At 36.6% G+C, this 19,077-nt stretch carries 15 protein-coding genes and 1 riboswitch; of the genes, 3 read left to right on the forward strand and 12 right to left on the reverse strand.

The window, feature by feature from the left end; translation table 11 throughout:
• Positions 1-664: 664 nt before the first annotated feature.
• The 3 genes from cysS to folE form a co-directional block, all read right to left on the reverse strand.
• Complete coding sequence (cysS, locus tag F3J23_RS07610; RefSeq protein WP_167026606.1) at positions 665-2,131, reverse strand: cysteine--tRNA ligase; 1,467 nt, start codon at positions 2,129-2,131, stop codon at positions 665-667.
• A gap of 123 nt (positions 2,132-2,254) precedes the next feature.
• Complete coding sequence (locus F3J23_RS07615) at positions 2,255-2,686, reverse strand: DinB family protein (protein ID WP_167026609.1); 432 nt, start codon at positions 2,684-2,686, stop codon at positions 2,255-2,257.
• 7 nt (positions 2,687-2,693) lie between these two features.
• Positions 2,694-3,359, reverse strand: a complete 666-nt coding sequence (gene folE, locus F3J23_RS07620) for a GTP cyclohydrolase I FolE (protein WP_002983392.1) — start codon at positions 3,357-3,359, stop codon at positions 2,694-2,696.
• Between the two features lie 185 nt (positions 3,360-3,544).
• On the opposite strand from folE, the gene F3J23_RS07625 reads away from it, so the two are divergent.
• On the forward strand, positions 3,545-4,699 hold the full coding sequence (locus F3J23_RS07625; RefSeq protein WP_167026612.1) for a hypothetical protein: 1,155 nt from the start codon (positions 3,545-3,547) through the stop codon (positions 4,697-4,699).
• Positions 4,700-4,809: 110 nt separating this feature from the next.
• Positions 4,810-5,493, forward strand: coding sequence for a hypothetical protein (locus F3J23_RS07630; protein WP_167026615.1), 684 nt, complete (start codon positions 4,810-4,812; stop codon positions 5,491-5,493).
• 79 nt (positions 5,494-5,572) lie between these two features.
• Here F3J23_RS07630 and metF read toward each other — a convergent pair whose 3' ends face one another.
• The 8 genes from metF to F3J23_RS21815 form a co-directional block, all read right to left on the reverse strand.
• Entirely contained in the window at positions 5,573-6,532 is a 960-nt protein-coding gene (gene metF / locus F3J23_RS07635; RefSeq protein ID WP_167026618.1) for a methylenetetrahydrofolate reductase [NAD(P)H], read from the reverse strand.
• A gap of 8 nt (positions 6,533-6,540) precedes the next feature.
• Complete coding sequence (gene metH / locus F3J23_RS07640; protein WP_167026621.1) at positions 6,541-9,201, reverse strand: methionine synthase; 2,661 nt, start codon at positions 9,199-9,201, stop codon at positions 6,541-6,543.
• 1 nt (position 9,202) lies between these two features.
• Positions 9,203-10,294: a fatty acid desaturase family protein gene (locus tag F3J23_RS07645; RefSeq protein ID WP_167026625.1), complete on the reverse strand. Its 1,092-nt coding sequence runs from the start codon at positions 10,292-10,294 to the stop codon at positions 9,203-9,205.
• 82 nt (positions 10,295-10,376) lie between these two features.
• Positions 10,377-11,402: a homocysteine S-methyltransferase family protein gene (locus tag F3J23_RS07650; protein WP_167026628.1), complete on the reverse strand. Its 1,026-nt coding sequence runs from the start codon at positions 11,400-11,402 to the stop codon at positions 10,377-10,379.
• Entirely contained in the window at positions 11,392-11,772 is a 381-nt protein-coding gene (locus tag F3J23_RS07655; RefSeq protein ID WP_167026631.1) for a four helix bundle protein, read from the reverse strand. Before F3J23_RS07655 ends, F3J23_RS07650 begins: the two co-directional genes overlap by 11 nt.
• Positions 11,773-11,789: 17 nt before the next feature.
• A complete protein-coding gene (locus tag F3J23_RS07660) occupies positions 11,790-12,950 on the reverse strand; it encodes an O-succinylhomoserine sulfhydrylase (protein WP_167026634.1) in 1,161 nt (386 codons plus the stop codon).
• A gap of 123 nt (positions 12,951-13,073) precedes the next feature.
• A complete protein-coding gene (locus tag F3J23_RS21810) occupies positions 13,074-14,612 on the reverse strand; it encodes an ACT domain-containing protein (RefSeq protein ID WP_167026637.1) in 1,539 nt (512 codons plus the stop codon).
• A 5-nt stretch (positions 14,613-14,617) separates the two neighbouring features.
• Entirely contained in the window at positions 14,618-15,556 is a 939-nt protein-coding gene (locus F3J23_RS21815) for an alpha/beta fold hydrolase (protein WP_167026640.1), read from the reverse strand.
• A 59-nt stretch (positions 15,557-15,615) separates the two neighbouring features.
• Positions 15,616-15,723, reverse strand: a riboswitch (SAM riboswitch).
• 188 nt (positions 15,724-15,911) lie between these two features.
• On the opposite strand from F3J23_RS21815, the gene F3J23_RS07675 reads away from it, so the two are divergent.
• On the forward strand, positions 15,912-18,527 hold the full coding sequence (locus F3J23_RS07675) for an MGH1-like glycoside hydrolase domain-containing protein (RefSeq protein ID WP_167026643.1): 2,616 nt from the start codon (positions 15,912-15,914) through the stop codon (positions 18,525-18,527).
• A 76-nt stretch (positions 18,528-18,603) separates the two neighbouring features.
• Here F3J23_RS07675 and F3J23_RS07680 read toward each other — a convergent pair whose 3' ends face one another.
• Positions 18,604-19,023 carry an OsmC family protein gene (locus F3J23_RS07680; protein WP_167026646.1) on the reverse strand — a complete coding sequence of 140 codons (420 nt, stop codon included), beginning with the start codon at positions 19,021-19,023 and terminating at the stop codon, positions 18,604-18,606.
• Between the last annotated feature and the right edge of the window lie 54 nt (positions 19,024-19,077).

The following is a 19,077-nucleotide window of genomic DNA, read 5'->3' on the forward strand; positions in this document are numbered from 1 at the left end:
AAGTAACCTTAAGCTCTCTCTTAACCCTCAATCTCCTACTCCTGCGCTCCCATTATTTGGGACTGCAAAGATACAAACTCTTTTTTATCTCACAACTTTTATTTGATAAAAAGTTAAAGTTTTTTTTTCGTCCGTTTCTTAAAGTAGACTCATGTTTTTGCTTATCTAAAAGCCTCTTCTGCGCTTACTGATAATCTCTCGTTTTCAGTGGGGCAAAGATAATAACTTATTAATACGCAAAACAAGTTTTGTTAACTTAAATTTCATATGACAACGCATTTTAAGCCTAATCCACTGAAACGCAGAAACAAAAATTTTAAACATCTGTTTGGAGGAAGGGCTCGGGCGGGCGTGGGGTGGGGACAGGATAAGAAGAATGGTTATTAATGAGGTATGGCTTACGGCTTATTAACCTCCTCTACCCTAGCCCTGATAGAAATGGTTACCCCGCAGTACGCAAGGAATAGCTCTTGGTCTTGGTGCGGGAACAACGGCACGAGGAGTAGAAATGGATAGCAGGAAATAGCTCCTGAATAAAATAAGTTACTTATATATTTATACTATATAATGTATACAGAATCCGGTAGGGGGTAAAAAAAACATTCCGTAAGAATCCTTCTTAAATGGGATCCCTACGGAATGGCTATAAAACGAAGTTGTATTTTTAGTTCAGAACATAGGATGTTCCGTCCCTTCCATCTTTTAACTCGATTCCTTCTGCCAGCAGCTTGTCTCTGATCTGATCTGAAAGCTCAAAGTTTTTGGATTTTCTTGCCTGATTTCTAAGCTCTATCAAAACTTTTAGTGTCTGATCAAGCTTTTCATTGTTATTTTCTTCTACTGTCTGCAATCCCAGAACATCAAAGATAAAGGCATTTAATGTTGATTTCAGGTCTTCAAGATCTGCGGTAGAGATTGTCTCTTTACCATCATTTAAAGCAAATATATATTTAACGGCTTCAAATAAGTGAGCAATCAGTATTGGGGAATTGAAATCATCAGTTAGAGCTTCATAACATTTATTCTTCCACTCTTTCAAGCTAAAGCCTGACTGTTTTGTGTCATCTGGTGTAATTGAATTCAAAACTTTGATTGCTTCCATTAATCTGATAAAGCCTTTTTCGCTCGCTATCATGGCATCATTAGAAATATCCAGGACACTTCTGTAATGTGCCTGCAGGAAGCAGAAACGTACTATTGATGGATGGAAAGGTTTTTCGAAGAAATCATTTTCTCCTGTAACCAACTGCATCGGAAGGATATAGTTTCCTGTAGACTTGCTCATACGCTGTGAGTTCATCGTCAACATATTGGCATGCATCCAATAATTTACCGGCGCGGCATCATTGCAAGCTTTTCCTTGTGCAATTTCACATTCGTGATGGGGGAATTTAAGGTCCATCCCTCCTCCATGGATATCGAATGTTTCACCTAAATATTTTGTACTCATTGCAGTACATTCAAGGTGCCATCCGGGAAATCCTTCTCCCCACGGAGAGTTCCATCTCATAATATGAGCCGGAGAAGCTTTTTTCCAAAGCGCAAAATCCTGAGGATTTTTCTTTTCTCCCTGCCCGTCAAGATCACGGGTATTGGCAAAAAGTTCTTCTATATTACGTTTTGATAGCTCACCATAATTCAGTCCTCTTTTGTTGTATTCCAAAACATCAAAGTAAACTGAGCCGTTACTTTCGTAAGCAAATCCTCTTTCTATTAATTTTTGTGTAAGCTCAATCTGCTCTACGATATGGCCGGTAGCAGTGGGTTCGATATTTGGAGGAAGCAGATTAAACATATCCAAAACTTTATGGAAATCCACGGTATACTTCTGTACAATCTCCATTGGTTCCAGCTTTTCAAGTCTGGTTTGTTTTACAAATCTGTCATTGTCTACATTTCCATCATCAGTAAGATGCCCTGCATCGGTAATATTTCTTACATATCTTACTTTATACCCTAAGTGCATTAAGGTACGGTAAATAAAATCGAAAGAAAGGAATGTTCTTACATTTCCGAGGTGCACGTTGCTGTATACGGTAGGTCCGCAGACATACATTCCTACGTTTCCTTCTAAAATTGGTTTAAATATTTCTTTTTCCGCTGTAAGCGAGTTATATATTTTTAATTGCATTTATTTTTTATTAAAAGATTCAATAGTTTTAAGATTCAAAAATTAGTTAAAATAAAATTCTGTCACAACAAATAATTGTAGTGATAAAAATTTTATCTGCTATTTTTTTAAATTTTATCATAATTAAATCGCTTTTAAATGATGCTGCAGATGATCCACATAATCATTGATAATAAACTCCAATGTAAAAACCTGAGGATCTGTTTTGGTAGTATCGCAGGTTCTTTGCATAGCTTCATCCGGAATATTTTCAACGACATGAACAATCTGATAATTCAGGGATTTCCACAAACTAATTAATTCTTCCGTTGGAACATTTTGATAGTTCTGAGCTTTTACCCAAGCATTCTGATCATATACAATATTGTCGTTTTCTTTATATTGAGTGACTACAAATCTACGGATATTTGTAAAAGCACTGTCACAAAGGTGTCCTATAATTTCTTTTTTAGACCATTTTTCAGGGGAACTTCTATGTAACCACTCTTCTTCAGTGATATTCTGGAACCTCTGAAGCTCGGCATCAATAATATTTTTAAGGATCTGGTAGTTCATGGTTATATTAATCCAGTTTTGCATGGCTTCCTACATAGTGTAAGAATTCTTGTCTTGTAATGGGATTGGTTCTGAATATACCACTTAATTCCGCCGTTATGGTAGAGCTCGCTGTATCTTTAATTCCTCTGCAATTTACGCAAAGATGTTTTGCATCAATGATACAGGCTACATCTTTTGTTCCCAATGCCTCTTTTAAAGCATCTACAATCTGCATTGTCAATCTTTCCTGTACTTGTGGTCTTTTGGCATAGTAATCAACAATCCTGTTAATTTTTGAAAGCCCGATTACTTCTCCATTTGATATATAAGCAACATGGGCTCTTCCGATAATGGGTAAAAAGTGATGCTCACAGAACGAATATACTGTGATATCTTTTTCTACCAGCATTTGACGGTATTTATATTTATTGGAAAATGTGGAAATTCCCGGTTTGTTTTCGGGAAGGAGCCCTCCAAAAATTTCGTTTACATACATTTTAGCAACACGTCTTGGAGAGTCTTTCAGGGAATCATCGGTCATATCCAATCCTAAAGTTTCCATAATTTCGCCAAAAAGTTCAGTAATTTTCTCTATTTTTTCCTGTGGCGATTTATCAAAAGCATCTTCCCTTATAGGCGTATGTTCTTTTCCTGTGAAAATATCATCGTCGTTATCAGTAAAATCAACCATTTTTATTTAATTTGCAGCAAAAATACGGATAATATCTGTTCATCTATTTTTTCCGAAAGCTTTTTATTTATTTTTTGGATCACCAAAACCTCTATTATTTCCACCATTATTGGATTTTTTAACCACGGAGGTTTCAGTCAGGATGAAAAACATTATATTTTAGAACCTACTCTGATTAAAAACTTATGATTATTGCCGAAGAAGTACAAAACCAACTCCAAAAAAAGGAATTCCTTGAATTCCCGGCACAACTTTATCAACACGACAAAAATTATATCCGGCCTTTAGATAAAAATATTGAAGAAATTTTTGATCCTGCAAAAAACAAATTCTTTAAGAATGGAGAATGTAAAAGATTTCTATTTAGGAAGGATAATAAAACGGTTGGGAAAGTAGCTGTTTTTATCAATGGATGTTATGAACAAAAACAACCTACTGGAGGGATTGGTTTTTTTGACTGTATCAATGATCAGTCGACGGCAAATTTTATTTTTGATCATTGTAAGAATTGGCTTCAGGAAAAAGGTATGGAGGCAATGGATGGGCCTATCAATTTCGGAGAACGTGATAAATTCTGGGGACTTCTGATTGAAGGTTTTATAGAGCCCTTATTCGGAATGAATTATAATTTCCCCTATTATAAAGCTCTTTTTGAGAACTATGGCTTTAAGATCTATTTTGAACAGTTGTGTTTCACGAGATCCATTTTTGATGAAGTTTCAAGAGTTTTCACTATTGCTCATGAAAAAAACAGAAGAAATCCTGCTATTTCATCTCGACCTATGAAAAAAAATAATCTGTCCAGGTTTGCAAAAGATTTTACAGAGATTTACAACAAGGCTTGGGCTTCCCACGGGGAAGGAAAACAGCTGGAAGAAACCAAGGTTCTGAAAATGTTCAATACTATGAAACCTATCATTAATGAACATATCTCCTGGTTTGTTTATGAAAATGAGAAACCGATTGCCATGTGGATTAATCTTCCGGACCTCAACCAGTGGTTCAAATATTTAAATGGAAAATTTGGAATCTTTGAAAAGCTTAAGTTTCTTTTCTTAAAAAGATTTAAAAAGAATGAAAAAATGGTTGGCCTTGTATTTGGGGTGGTACCGGAATGGCAAAAGAAAGGAATTGACGGATATATGATCTGGGAAGGAACTCAACATTTACGAAAACATACGGATTTCACCATTACCGAGCTCCAATGGATTGGCGATTTTAACCCGAAAATGATCAAGATTGCAGAGACACTTGATACCACTGTAACCAGAAAACTGGCAACTTACCGGTATTTATTTGATAAGAATAAGGAGTTTGAGAAACATCAGACTTTACAGTAGGGATTTTGTGAATATTTTACATTTATTTAAACATCCATACAAAATTAATTAACCATTGGTTTTTTATTTGTAAATTTGAGTGCTAAATTTTAAAAACTATAAAACAAAACATGAAGAAGATTATTATTTGTGCTTTATTTACATCATCAGTAGTAGCACATGCTCAATTTTCCTTGTCCAATAATGGATTAGGTTTGCCACAAGATAATGCTATTTTTAATAAAGTAAACTCTCCAAACGCAGGTAAAACTCTTACCTATGATGATATTATCGGTACACCGTACTATGGAAAAGGATTTTCTCCTGCTAAATTTTCAGGTACAGATGAAACCGCTCCTGCGAGATATAATTCTTTTAAAGATGAAGTGGAATTTCAGAAAGGAGATAAAACATTTGTTCTTCCTAAAAATGATGCTTTCTCAAAAATCACATTTACCAATTCAAAAGAGACTTTAGTAAAATTAGATACAGGAGATGATTTATCGGGGTATTTTTTTGAATTAGCAGATGGTAAATACGGTCTTTATAAAAAAATTAAAACTAAATTTATTGATGCTGCTCCAGCCGTAAATTCTTATGCTACAGACAGACCGGCTTCATTTAAAGTTTTAGATCCTGTATATTATATCAAAACTCCCAATGGCTTTGTTAAAAAGACTAAAACAGCAAAAGATATTATTAAAGAACTTCCAGATAGAAAAGACGAACTGGAGACTTATTTTAAATCAAACAAAAAATTAGACAAACAGGAGGACTTGGTGAAATTAGTTAATTTTCTAAATGGAAAATCTTAGTAACACCCCTAACTTCTTTTGATAAAAAAATAAATCCCTGTGAAAATTCACAGGGATTCCTTCATTTTTGGTACTTTTATTAGAATAGCTCACCGGCTACTTTTTTAATATTATCACTCTTTCCCATTGAGTAGAAATGCAGAACAGGAACTCCAAAATCCAGAAGCTCTCTGCATTGGGTAATGGCCCACTCTATTCCGATCTGTTTTACAGCTTCATTATTTTTAGCATTTTCCACTTCATTGATCAACTCTTCCGGAAGATCGATTTTAAATACTTGTGGAAGAATTTTCAGATGTTTCTTGGTAGCAATGGGTTTAATTCCGGGGATGATAGGAACGGTAATTCCCATTTCTCTTGCTTTCTGAACGAATTCTATATACTTTTTATTGTCAAAGAACATTTGGGTAACAATATAATCTGCTCCGGCATCTACTTTTTGCTTCAGCCATTTCAGATCATAATTCATAGAAGGTGCCTCCATATGTTTTTCCGGATAACCAGCTACACCAATGCAAAACTTATTAAGTTCATCACAAGTCTGTTCTTCATTGTGAAGATACTTTCCTCTTCCTAAATTATTAATCTGATTCACAAGATCCATTGCACTTGCGTGCCCACCCTGAGTAGGTTCAAAATACTGATGTCCTTTCATAGCATCTCCTCTGAGTGCCATTACATTGTCTATTCCAAGATACATACAGTCTACCAAAAGATATTCTGTCTCTTCTTTGGTAAAACCACCACAAAGTAAGTGAGGAACTGTATCTACATTATATTTGTGTTGAATGGCTGCACAAATTCCCAGCGTTCCCGGTCGCATTCTTGTGATGCGGCGCTCCATCAGCCCATTTCCTTTATCCAGATAGATATATTCTTCTCTGGAAGTGGTTACATCAATGAACGGCGGCTTGAACTCCATCAGCGGATCTATGTTGGTGTACAAATCTTCAATACCGATTCCTTTCTGTGGCGGAACAACTTCTAAGGAAAATAAAGTTTTTCCATTTGCATTTTTAATGTGTTCTGTTATCTTCATGTCTATTATTAATCTGCTAAATTGGGTGACAACCATTTTCTGGCTTCCTGAATACTACAACCTCTTCTTGCAGCATAATCTTTAAGCTGGTCTTCTGTAATTTTTCCTAAACCGAAATATTTTGCATGCGGACTTCCGAAATAATATCCTGAAACAGAAGCCGTAGGGAACATAGCTAAGCTTTCAGTAAGGAAAACGCCTGTATTTTCTTCTACTTTTAATAAATCCCAGATTGTTTTCTTTTCCAGATGGTCCGGACAGGCAGGATAACCTGGTGCAGGACGAATCCCTTTATATTTTTCTGCAATCAGTTCTTCATTGCTCAGACTTTCCTGATTAGCATATCCCCAATATTCTGTTCTGACTTTTTTATGCAAAAATTCCGCATAAGCTTCTGCAAAACGGTCTGCCAATGCTTTTACCATGATAGAATTATAATCATCATTGGCTTTTTCATATTCATTTGAAAGTTCATCTGTTCCGAAGCCTGTTGTCACGCAGAAAGCTCCAACATAATCTGTTTTTTCTGAACTTTGAGGGGCAATAAAATCACTTAATGCCAGATAATCTTTTCCTTTTGATCTTTGAGCCTGCTGTCTTAAAGTTAAAAATCGAGCCTGCTCATTATTATTTTCATCAAAAATCAAAATATCATCTGTCTCGTTGGAGTTTGCTTTGAAGATTCCAAAGATGGCTTTTGCCGTCAGCAATTTCTCATCCAAAATTCTTTTCAGAATAACCTGTGCATCTTTGAACAATTCTTTCGCCTGTACTCCTACTACCTCATCTTCCAGGATATTCGGGTATTTACCGTGGAGATCCCAGCTTCTGAAAAACGGAGACCAGTCTATGAAAGGAACCAATTCATTCAGATCCTGATTTTCGATAACTTTTATACCTAAATTATTCGGTGTAAAAATTTCTTCGCTTTCCCAATCAATTTTAAAATGATTCTCTCTTGCTTCTTCAATAGAAACATAATCTTTATCAACTTGTCTGCTTAGGAACTTTTCTCTGAAATCTGAATAGTCACTCTTTAAATCTGAAACATATTCTTTATTTCTGTCGCCCAGCAATGAGCTTACTACGTTTACCGCTCTTGAAGCATCATTTACGTGAACAACTGCATTTTTATATTTTAGATCGATTTTCACAGCAGTATGTGCTTTTGAAGTGGTTGCACCACCAATCAATAAAGGAAAATCTAAATTTTGTCTTTCTAATTCTGAGGCGATATACACCATTTCGTCTAGGCTTGGAGTGATCAGCCCGCTTAACCCAATAACGTCCACTTTCTCTTCAATTGCTGTCTGAATGATCTTTTCAGCGGGAACCATTACTCCAAGGTCAACAATTTCATAATTGTTACAGCCTAAAACGACACTCACAATATTTTTACCAATATCATGAACGTCACCTTTTACTGTTGCCATTAATATTTTTCCGTTGGCAGGTTTTGAGCCGTCTTTTTCTGCTTCAATGAAAGGTTGTAAATAAGCAACGGCTTTTTTCATCACCCTTGCTGACTTTACCACCTGAGGCAGGAACATTTTTCCGCTTCCGAATAAATCTCCCACCACTCCCATTCCTGTCATCAGATTTATTTCAATGACGTGAAGTGGTCTTTCAGCCAATTGTCTTGCTTCTTCTACATCTTCTTCAATAAAACGGTCAATTCCCTTCACCAATGCATAAGTGATTCTATCTTGTAACGGATTGTTTCTCCATTCCAGATCTTCGGTTTTTTCTTTTTTGACTGATTTATGTTTTTCGGAATAATCAAGAAGTCTTTCCGTTGCGTCCTCTCTTTTATCAAGAATTACATCTTCTACAAGTTCAAGAAGCTCTTTGTTGATTTCATCATATACTTCCAGCATCGCAGGATTTACAATACCAATGTTCATTCCTGCCTGAATGGCATGATAGAGGAATACCGAATGCATGGCTTCTCTTACAGTATCATTTCCTCGAAATGAAAAGGAAACATTACTCACTCCCCCGCTTACAGATGCATAAGGTAGATTTTGTCTTACCCAGCGTGTTGCTTCAATAAAATCGATGGCATTTCGTCTGTGTTCATCCATTCCCGTAGCTACCGGGAAAATATTCAAATCGAAAATAATATCTTCTGCGGGAAAACCAATTTGATTCACCAGGATATCATAGGATCTTTTTGAAATTTCAATTCTTCGTTCAAGATTATCTGCCTGCCCTACCTCATCAAATGCCATTACAATAACTGCTGCCCCGTATCTTTTGATAGCTTTGGCATGTTTGATGAATTCTTCTTCTCCTTCTTTTAAGCTGATCGAATTCACTACACATTTCCCTTGTGCCACCTGAAGCCCGGCTTCCAGGATCTCCCATTTGGAAGAATCTACCATAATAGGAATTCTCGCGATATCCGGTTCTGATGCTATTAAGTTTAGAAATTTGATCATGGACGCTTTTCCATCAATCAATCCATCATCGAAATTTACATCCAGAATCTGTGCTCCTCCTTCTACCTGATGGCGGGCAATATCTAATGCTTCGGAAAACTTTTCCTCTTTAATTAGCCTTAAAAATTTTTTGGAACCGGCAACGTTAGTCCTTTCACCAACATTGATGAAATTACTTTCCGGTGTTATGATAAGAGGCTCAAGGCCTGATAATCTTAAATATTTCATTTTATTCTTCTAAAATATAGTAGGCATTATTTGCATTCTGCCTCAATAAATCTCTGTGTTTCCTCAGAGCCGTGATCAGTGGAAATCTTTTATAGGCCAGGTTATGTTCCCTGGCAAAATCTTCGATCTCTTCTGTGATCTCGTTATAATACATATAACTGTAATTCGGAAATAAATGATGGGCTACATGAAAATTAAAATTTCCCAACACATTCCTTACAAGCCAGTTATTTTCTCTTAAATCATTGGTCACTTCCAACTGGTGGCGAAGCCAGCTGAACGGAAGCCCGTTATCTTTATCTAATTTCGGAAAGGCATTGTCCGGCAGCGGATGTAAAGGCAGTAATACAAACAATGCAAAAATACTTGCCGCAATCACCTGTAAAAACCACGCCCCTAAAGCCAACCCTATTGATACTTTAAAGAACAAAACAGGAACTACAATCTGATAAAAGAAATAGAACAGCTTATAGCCCAACATTTTTACTTTTTCTACCACAGGTATTCTTCCCTGCGTTTTTAAAATCACTCTTTCTTTATCAAAGAAGTCTCTAAAGTCTCTTATAAACATCCAGTTGAATAAATACAATGGATATACTAAAAAGAAAAACCTATGCTGATACTTCTGAATTCCTTTTGCTTTGATCCATGGAACAATTAACAGTAAACCACTCTGTTCAATATCCGTATCCCATCCATCTACATTCGGATAAGCATGGTGGCTTGCAATATGTCTTTTTTTCCAGATATAAGAATTAGCTCCTATAAAATCAAAAATGTGCAGCACCATCCAATTCAGCCTTTTACTTTTATAAATGTTATTGTGTGCTGCTTCATGGATCAGATTCAAATAAATTAAAACCAGGGAAATTCCCATTAGAATAAAGCTCAGTATATAAACCCATTGCTGTTCTGCATTCAAAACTGCAAAAAAATATAATCCTATATAGATCAAGGGCAGTAAAACGGCCTTTATCTGAATATAGATATCTCTGTTTTCCGGAATTGCTTCTATCCGTTGGTTCACCTTTTTCCTCAATTCGTTAAACAGTCTGGCATCATCTGAATCCTTTAAGTAACTCGGCTTTTCCATTATATTAAATTTGTGGTTTATTTAAAGATAATATTAATAATCCAGCCTTCATTCTTGATTTTAATTAAAAAAATCTATCAAATCATACAAATTCTTTCAATTTTCTAGGTGAATACTCTTTCACCAGATCTGCAATTGCTTTTATATGTTCGGGGGTTGTTCCGCAGCATCCTCCGATAATATTAATCAATCCTTTTTCTACATATTCTTTAATCTGTCTCGCCATATCTTCGGGAGTTTCATCATATTTTCCGAAAGCATTCGGCAGCCCGGCATTCGGATACGCGGAAACATAGAATTCTGAATTGTGAGCCAGTGTTTCGAGATAAGGTGTCAGCTGGTCTGCTCCTAAAGCACAATTGAATCCTACGCTTAATAAATTCAGATGGGAAACGGAGATCAGAAATGCTTCTGCTGTCTGCCCGCTCAATGTTCTTCCTGATGCGTCTGTAATTGTTCCTGAAACCATAATTGGAATTTTGATCCCTCTTTCCTCCTGTAGTTCATCAATCGCAAACAAAGCTGCTTTGGCATTCAGTGTATCAAAAATCGTTTCTACCAAAAGAATATCCGAACCTCCATCTAATAATGCTTCACACTGTTGTTTGTAGGCTACTCTTAATTCTTCAAAGGTAATGGCTCTGTATCCCGGATCATTAACATCAGGGCTTAAGCTTGCCGTTCTGTTGGTTGGCCCGATAGATCCTGCTACAAACCTCGGTTTATCCGGATCTTTTGCTGTGTATTCGTCACAAGCTTTTCTTGCAATCTTTGCAGATTCATAGTTCAGTTCATATACCAGTTCTTCCATATGATAATCTGCCATCGCAATCGTTGTTCCGGAAAATGTATTGGTTTCTATGATATCGGCACCGGCTTCCAGATATTTCTTATGAACTTCTTCAATAGCCTGAGGCTGGGTAAGAGAAAGCAGATCGTTATTTCCTTTTACAGGATGTTCCCAGTCTTTGAAGCGTTCTCCGCGATAATCTTCTTCTTCAAATTTATATCTCTGAAGCATGGTTCCCATAGCTCCGTCCAAAACAAGAATTCTCTTTTGAAGCTGAGCATTAAGAGAGCGTTGAGAGTCTTGTATATTATTTTTCATATTCAATCTTTTTATGGTAGTTTATAAATCCGCTGATCAGTTTTTTACATAGGAGGATTTTTTTGTTTATCATTTCAAAATCTTTCCCGGAAACATGTGCGTGCCCTAAAGCCAGATGAAATTGGGTTTCCAGTTCATGGATAGATTCTCCGGCACTCTGCAGAAATGGTAATGTATCTTTATAAGTTCTCCTTTCGTACCCTTTTGCTATGTTTAGCGGAACTGAAACTGCTGTTTTTCGTATCCGGCCAGCCGAAGCAAATAATTCTTTCGGAAGCTTTGTAGTCAGAATATAAGCCAGATTAACCAGCTTTTTCCCTTCAATCCAAATCTCCAGTTCTGTATGATCTCTATTCATTCCTTTATCCATAAACTGTTAACTTGAAATTAATCTAAAGCCTGTTTAAGATCTGCAATAACATCTTCTACATTTTCCAAACCTACCGAGCAACGCACTAATCCTGCTGTAATCCCCACTTCATTTCTCTCTTCATCAGTAAGCTTAGAGTGTGTGGTAGATGCCGGATGGGTTACGATCGTTCTTGTATCACCCAGATTTGCGGAAAGTGAACACATTTGTATCTTATCTAAAAAGTTTCTGCCTCCTTCTATACCTCCTTTTATTTCAAATGCAACAATATTTCCTCCAAGTTTCATTTGCTTTTTAGCCACTTCATAACTTGGATGGGATTTCAGGAATGGATATTTTACCAACTCTACATTCGGATGGTTTTCTAAAAACTCGGCTACTTTCAATGCATTTTCACAGTGTTTTTCAACACGGATCGCCAATGTTTCCAGGCTTTTTGATAATACCCATGCATTAAAAGGAGACAATGCCGGTCCGGTATTTCTTGCAAACAGATAGATTTCTCTGATCAGGTCTTCTTTTCCTACGGCTATTCCACCTAAAACTCTTCCTTGCCCGTCAATTAATTTCGTTGCAGAATGTACAACAACATCCGCACCATATTTGATCGGCTGCTGAAGATAAGGCGTTGCAAAACAGTTATCTACAATAAAAAGCAGATTATGCTTTTTAGCAATCTGTCCGAAAAATTCCAGATCAAGAATTTCAATTGCCGGATTAGTTGGAGTTTCAAGGTATAAGATCTTTGTATTTGGCTTGATATATTGTTCTACATTCTCTGCATCTTCTGCTTTGAAATAAGTGGTTTCAATATTCCATTTCGGGAAATATTTGGTAAAAAGAGTATGAGTAGATCCGAAAACCGACTGACAGCTTACGATATGATCTCCAGCGCTCAATAATGCAGCAAATGTAGAATAGATGGCTGCCATTCCTGTTGCAAATGCATAGCCTGCTTCTGCACCTTCCATTTTTGCAATTTTCTCTGTGAACTCCGTTACGTTCGGATTGGAGAAACGGCTGTACAGGTTTTTAGGCTTTTCTTCTGCAAAACTAGCCCTCATATCTTCTGCATCCTGAAAAATAAAACTGGAGGTAAGATATAATGGAGTGGAATGTTCGTCAAACTGGGTTCTTTCAGTTTGGGTTCTTATAGCTGATGTTTCAAAATTTTCCATATAGTTTTAATTAATTTACCGATATAGCAGCCTAACAATATAACAATGAGATTCTTCGTCAAACTCAAAATGACCGTAATCAATATGAGTAAATTGCTACATTATTAGATTGCTACATTAATTTTATTTTGTTTCACTTACTCTTAAAATATCTCCGAAAACACCTCTTGCTGTTACCTGTGCTCCGGCTCCGGCTCCCATAATCACGATTGGGTTTTCTCCGTAACTTTCTGTATAAATTTCAAAGATTGAGTCTGAACCTTTTAGCTGCCCTAAAGCGGAAGTTGCAGGTACGGAAATCAGTTTTACATCCAATTCCCCCTTATCTTTCTGTAAATCTCCATGTAAATCTCCAACATATCTCAATACATGCCCAGGTTCCTGATTTTCTTTGATTTTTTGGTATTCTTCATCCAGTTCTCCAAGTCTTGAAAGGAATTCTGATTTTGAAACTTCCAGTAAACTTTCCGGAACCAGATTTTGAATATTGATATCATTAAATTCATTAATCAAATCTAATTCTCTGGCCAGGATCAGTAATTTTCTAGCAACATCATTTCCTGATAAATCTTCTCTTGGGTCCGGTTCCGTATATCCTTTCTCCAATGCTTCATTGATAATTGTTGAGAATTTATCATCCCTTAAAGAGAAATTGTTGAAAACATAACTTAGTGTTCCTGAAAATACTCCTTTGATTCTTGTGATATTTTCTCCTGAAAGGTGTAATAATTTGATTGTGTCAATTAATGGCAGTCCCGCTCCTACATTAGTTTCATACAGATAACGTCTGTTATTCTTACTCAACGTATATCTTAGTTTACGGTATTCTTCAATAGGAAGTGTGTTAAAAATCTTATTGGATGATACAAGGTCAAAGCCATTTTCAGCCAAAGCATGATAGTTTTTCACAAAATCTTTACTTGCTGTATTATCCACAACAATCAGGTTTTCCAATTGATTTTCGTTGGAGAAATTAATCAATTCCTGGACGTTTGACGAATGTTCTGCTGCCAAAACCTCATCACTCCAATTGCTGTCAAATCCTTTTTTGTTGAAAGCAATCTTCTTTGAATTCGCAACAGCAACTACTTTCAAATCTATTTTTTTACGTCTTTTAATTTCTTCTGAAGACTCCAAAACCTGCTCGATCAGAGTTTTACCTACGTTTCCATGGCCAATAATTGCCAGATGAACTGTTTTTGGCTTTTTGAAAATTTCGGACTCGATGATGTTTCTTGTTTTTTCATCTTGTGAAGAAGTGACTACGATGTTCACTCTGTTTTCTCCCGCAACCTGATTTAAAAGCAACGGGAAAACATTATTTCTCGCCAATTCTGCAAAGACTTTATTAAAATCTTCTGCTACAAAGCCAATTACAGAAACATTATTGATACTATAGATCTGAGAAACTTTTCCTGATTTTCTTTCTTCCTCAAATTCATCAATAAGACAAGCAACTGCTTTTTCTGCATCATTTTCATGAACCAGAATAGAAATTCCGTTTTCTATAGCTTGCTGAGAGATTACTCCTACACTGATGCGCGCTAAAGTAAGCGCTTTAAAGATTCGTCCGTCAATCCCGATTTCTCCTAAGAAATCTTCTCCTTCAAATTTTACGATTGATCTGTTCTTTAAAAATTTTATTTCGTTAGCATTTTTCATTACTTCTATAAAATATTTTTGATGATATTATTTAATTGTTGATATTCCATTAGGAAGGCATCATGCCCGTGTATAGATTGGATCTCGTGATAAGAAACATTCTCCTTTTTCGCTTTTAAATTTTCAAAACACATACGAATTTCAGAAGCGGGAAAGAATAAATCTGTATCAACGGAGATCATGTGCATTCGTGCTTTGATCTTATCCAGCTCTATTTCATCGGTATTGATATTCATCAGTAAATGGTTCATCAGCTTATATGCTTTTAAACTAAACCTTTCGTTTAGAGCATTACCATGATAAACCAGCCAATCTTCTGATTCCAGGCGTTGTTTTTCCTGATTATATTGATTTTGAAATCTATCATTGAGAGACTGCGGTGTTCTGTAACACAGCATGGCATGGATTCTTGCTTTCTGCAATGGCTCGTCTTTATCATTTAATAAAAACTTCTGAACCAGACATTGTGCATGCAGCCAGTCGTGGGTTCTGTAATCACAAGCTATAGGAATGAATATTTCCGCCAGATCAGGTTGCTTAGCGAGCATTTCCCAGGCAACCCCACCTCCTAAAGAGCCTCCGATAATGGCATATACGTTTTCGATATGTAAAGCTTCAAGCCCTTTCAGGAATATATTGGCTATATCTGAAGGGGTGAAATCTTCGTAATCTTCAATTAAAAAGTCATCGTAACCGTTTCCGGGAATATTGAAGCACAGAACAGTGTATTTATTAGTATCAACAATCTGATCTTCCCCTACCAATTGATTCCACCAGCCTTTATTTCCGGAAACATTTGAATTCCCGGTAAGAGCGTGATTGATCAGAATAATGGGTGCTGTAAACAGATCTTTCCCAAAAAGCTGATAGCTTAACGGGATATTGTATTCCTTTTGGGAATAGGTTTGATACGAAAGATTAATATAGTTTAGTTCTGTTTTCAATTCTATTATTTTTAATACAATTGAAAATGCCACAGGAAATGGCTGAAAAGAACTTCAGTAAGTTATCTGTCCAAAATAATTTTGGTAGAACGTAGCACCTTCTTTGCTTTCGCAAAGGGTTGCTAAGGTTTCATAGGGTCTAATCCCTCAACCTTTCTTGATAACATTTTCAATATTTGAATGAACGAATGGTGCAAAGGTAGTTCTTTTCTTTTAATTTCAAAAAAAAATTATTTTAATATTTCAAAAACCCCTTAAATACAAGTATTTCAAGGCTATATTAATAATAATTCAGATGAAAAAAATTGGAATTACTTTTCAAAAAAACTAACTTCGTATGGAAAAATGATGAAATATGACCGCTGAAAAAGAAAGATTACAAGATACCAAATGGAAAAACTGGGGACCTTATGTAAGCAACCGACAGTGGGGAAACGTACGGGAAGATTACAGCCCCAACGGCAATGCCTGGAACCACACCAATCACAATAATGCGGAAAGTTATGCCTACCGCTGGGGGGAAGAGGGAATTGCAGGAATTTCTGATGTAAAGCAGCTGTTCTGTTTTGCTTTTTCGTTCTGGAACAAGAAAGATAGAATTGTAAAGGAGCGTTTCTTTGGGTTGAGCAATCCTCAGGGCAACCATGGTGAAGATATCAAGGAAATATTTTATTATCTGGATAATACGCCTACTCATAGTTATATGAAGATGGTTTATAAATATCCTATCAATGAATTTCCTTATGATGAGCTTGTTACCGAGAATGGCAGACGCAGCAAAAAGGAACCGGAATACGAACTCTTTGATACCGGAATCTTCGATAATGATGACTATTTTGATATTTTTATTGAATACTGCAAAGCTGATCACAATGATATTTTAGCCAGGATAACGGTTTGCAACCGCAGCTCCCATGAAGCCCCCATCGTAGTGGCTCCCACCGCATGGTTCAGAAACAATTGGAAATGGGGATATAATACATATAAGGGAGAACTAAACGCTTCTCATGACGGAAGTATCAATATCGGGCATGACAGCATTTCCATCAAAAAGCTCTATTCCAGAAATACAAATACCCAAAGTGTATTCTGTGAAAATGAAACCAACACGGTTAAGCTTTATGGAGTTCCTGAAACTGAAAACACCTATTTCAAAGACGGGATCAATGATTTCATTATTCATCAGGGAGATACTGTAAATCCAGAAAAAAGAGGAACAAAGGCTTCTTTTCTGATCGATGAAATGATTGGTGCCGGAGAATCGAAAGTGTTTGAATTCAGGCTGTGTCCTGATGAAATGGACAAACCTTTTGAAAGTTTTGATGAGATATTCCTCATCAGGAAGAATGAGGCAGAAGAATTTTATAATGAAATTCAGAACGACACCACGCATGAGGACGAAAGAAATGTTCAGAGACAGGCTTTCGCCGGACTTCTTTGGAATAAACAATTCTATCATTACAATATCGGGAAATGGCTGAAAGGAGATCCGAATTTTGAAGCTCCAAGAAATTTCAATGAATATGTAAGAAATACGGAATGGAACCACCTCCACAATAAGGATATCATTTCCATGCCGGATAAATGGGAATATCCCTGGTATGCTACATGGGATCTCGCATTTCATTGTGTTCCTTTCTCCATCATTGATGCGGAATTTGCCAAAGGTCAACTCTTACTTCTTACTAAGGAATGGTATATGCATCCCAACGGGCAGCTTCCAGCCTATGAATGGAATATGAGTGATGTGAACCCGCCTGTACATGCATGGTCCTGTTTCCGGGTTTTTAAGATTGATGAAAAAAACAATGGCAAACCGGATCTTTTATTCTTAGAGAAAGTTTTCCAGAAACTGCTTCTCAATTTCACCTGGTGGGTGAACCGAAAGGATAAAAACGGGAAAAATATCTTCGGCGGCGGCTTTCTTGGGCTGGATAATATCGGAGCTTTTGACCGGAATATGGTTCTGAAAGACGGACAACATCTGGAACAGGCAGACGGAACAAGCTGGATGGCAATGTATGCACTGAATATGATGAGAATTGCCATGGAGCTTGCCCAATACTATCAGGTTTATGAAGATATGGCCATCAAGTTTTTTGAACATTATCTTTATATTGCTGAAGCCATGGAAAATCTGGGTGAAGGAACTAAAGGACTATGGAATGAGGAAGACGGATTCTTCTATGATGTTTTACAGCTTGGAAACGGAGACAGTGTTTCTCTAAGACTAAGAAGTATTGTAGGGCTGATTCCTATGTTTGCTGTTGAAATTGTAGACCACCGCTTATTGGAAAAGATGCCCAATTTCAGAAGCAGAATGGAATGGATCTTAAAAAACAAACCTGAGCTCACCAAACTCGTATCTCATTGGGATGAGGAAGGACAAGGCAGAAAACATCTGATGAGTATTCTTCGTAAAAACAGACTTACAAAAGTACTGAGTAGAATGCTTGATGAAAAAGAATTTTTAAGCTCTTATGGAATTCGCGCTATGTCTAAAGTATATGAGGAAAACCCATTTGTGTTTTCCGTTCATGGTAAAGAAAACAGAGTATATTATACGCCTGCAGAAAGTGACAGCCGGATGTTCGGGGGAAACAGCAACTGGCGTGGACCCATCTGGTTTCCGATTAATTTCCTGATCGTGGAGAGCTTGCAGCGTTTCCATTACTACTACGGGAACAGCCTGAAAGTAGAACTGCCGACAGGAAGTGGTGATAAGAAGAATCTTGATGAAGTTGCTCAAAACATAAGCAGAAGACTTTGTACCATATTTTTAAAGGACGAGCACGGACAACGCGCTTTCAATGGAGGAAATCCAAAATTCAATTATGATGAACATTTCAGAGATTATATTACCTTCTTTGAATATTTCCACGGTGATAATGGCAGAGGTGTCGGAGCTTCTCATCAGACAGGATGGACTGCCACTGTTGCGAAACTGATAAAACCAAGACTTACCTTTTAATCTACGATGAGTAATGGGTAACGAATCTAAAAAAGCCGAATCATTGATTCGGCTTTTTCATATCTTTAAATGGACATTAAATTTTTTCTCCGTTCACGTACACTTCGTATCCGATTTCCACATTCGGTTCTAAAGTTTTTGATACGGAACAATATTTTTCAAAAGACAGCTGGGCTGCTTTTAATGCTTTCTTAGGATCAATTTCTCCTTCTAAAAGAAATTTAACATTGATCGACTTAAAAGGTTTTGCATCATCTACCGGAATTCTTTCTCCTTCCACTTCTGCCTGGAAACTTGTAATTTCCTGACGCTGCTTTTTAAGAATAGAAACCACATCAATTCCGCTGCATCCTGCTACTGCCATTAATACACTTTCCATTGGAGAAACTCCTTTTGCTCCGGGTTGAGATGTATTATCCAAAAGGATTGAGTTTCCTTGGGAGTTTGTACATTCAAATAAAAAGTCGTCGTTGATTCTATTAAGTGTTATTTTCATAATGTTTGTTGCTTGTTGCTTGTTGCTTGTTGCTTGTTGCAAAGTTATAAAATT

Origin of the sequence: Chryseobacterium sp. Tr-659, assembly GCF_011752975.1 — a bacterium.
Taxonomy (GTDB): Bacteria; Bacteroidota; Bacteroidia; order Flavobacteriales; family Weeksellaceae; genus Chryseobacterium.

Excerpts from the sequence above, each read along its gene's own strand:
- cysS (WP_167026606.1), bottom strand. The coding sequence starts at position 2,131 with ATGCAATTAAAAATATATAACTCGCTTACAGCGGAAAAAGAAATATTT.
- F3J23_RS07615 (WP_167026609.1), bottom strand. The coding sequence starts at position 2,686 with ATGAACTACCAGATCCTTAAAAATATTATTGATGCCGAGCTTCAGAGG.
- folE (WP_002983392.1), bottom strand. The coding sequence starts at position 3,359 with ATGGTTGATTTTACTGATAACGACGATGATATTTTCACAGGAAAAGAA.
- F3J23_RS07625 (WP_167026612.1), top strand. The coding sequence starts at position 3,545 with ATGATTATTGCCGAAGAAGTACAAAACCAACTCCAAAAAAAGGAATTC.
- F3J23_RS07630 (WP_167026615.1), top strand. The coding sequence starts at position 4,810 with ATGAAGAAGATTATTATTTGTGCTTTATTTACATCATCAGTAGTAGCA.
- metF (WP_167026618.1), bottom strand. The coding sequence starts at position 6,532 with ATGAAGATAACAGAACACATTAAAAATGCAAATGGAAAAACTTTATTT.
- metH (WP_167026621.1), bottom strand. The coding sequence starts at position 9,201 with ATGAAATATTTAAGATTATCAGGCCTTGAGCCTCTTATCATAACACCG.
- F3J23_RS07645 (WP_167026625.1), bottom strand. The coding sequence starts at position 10,294 with ATGGAAAAGCCGAGTTACTTAAAGGATTCAGATGATGCCAGACTGTTT.
- F3J23_RS07650 (WP_167026628.1), bottom strand. The coding sequence starts at position 11,402 with ATGAAAAATAATATACAAGACTCTCAACGCTCTCTTAATGCTCAGCTT.
- F3J23_RS07655 (WP_167026631.1), bottom strand. The coding sequence starts at position 11,772 with ATGGATAAAGGAATGAATAGAGATCATACAGAACTGGAGATTTGGATT.
- F3J23_RS07660 (WP_167026634.1), bottom strand. The coding sequence starts at position 12,950 with ATGGAAAATTTTGAAACATCAGCTATAAGAACCCAAACTGAAAGAACC.
- F3J23_RS21810 (WP_167026637.1), bottom strand. The coding sequence starts at position 14,612 with ATGAAAAATGCTAACGAAATAAAATTTTTAAAGAACAGATCAATCGTA.
- F3J23_RS07675 (WP_167026643.1), top strand. The coding sequence starts at position 15,912 with ATGACCGCTGAAAAAGAAAGATTACAAGATACCAAATGGAAAAACTGG.
- F3J23_RS07680 (WP_167026646.1), bottom strand. The coding sequence starts at position 19,023 with ATGAAAATAACACTTAATAGAATCAACGACGACTTTTTATTTGAATGT.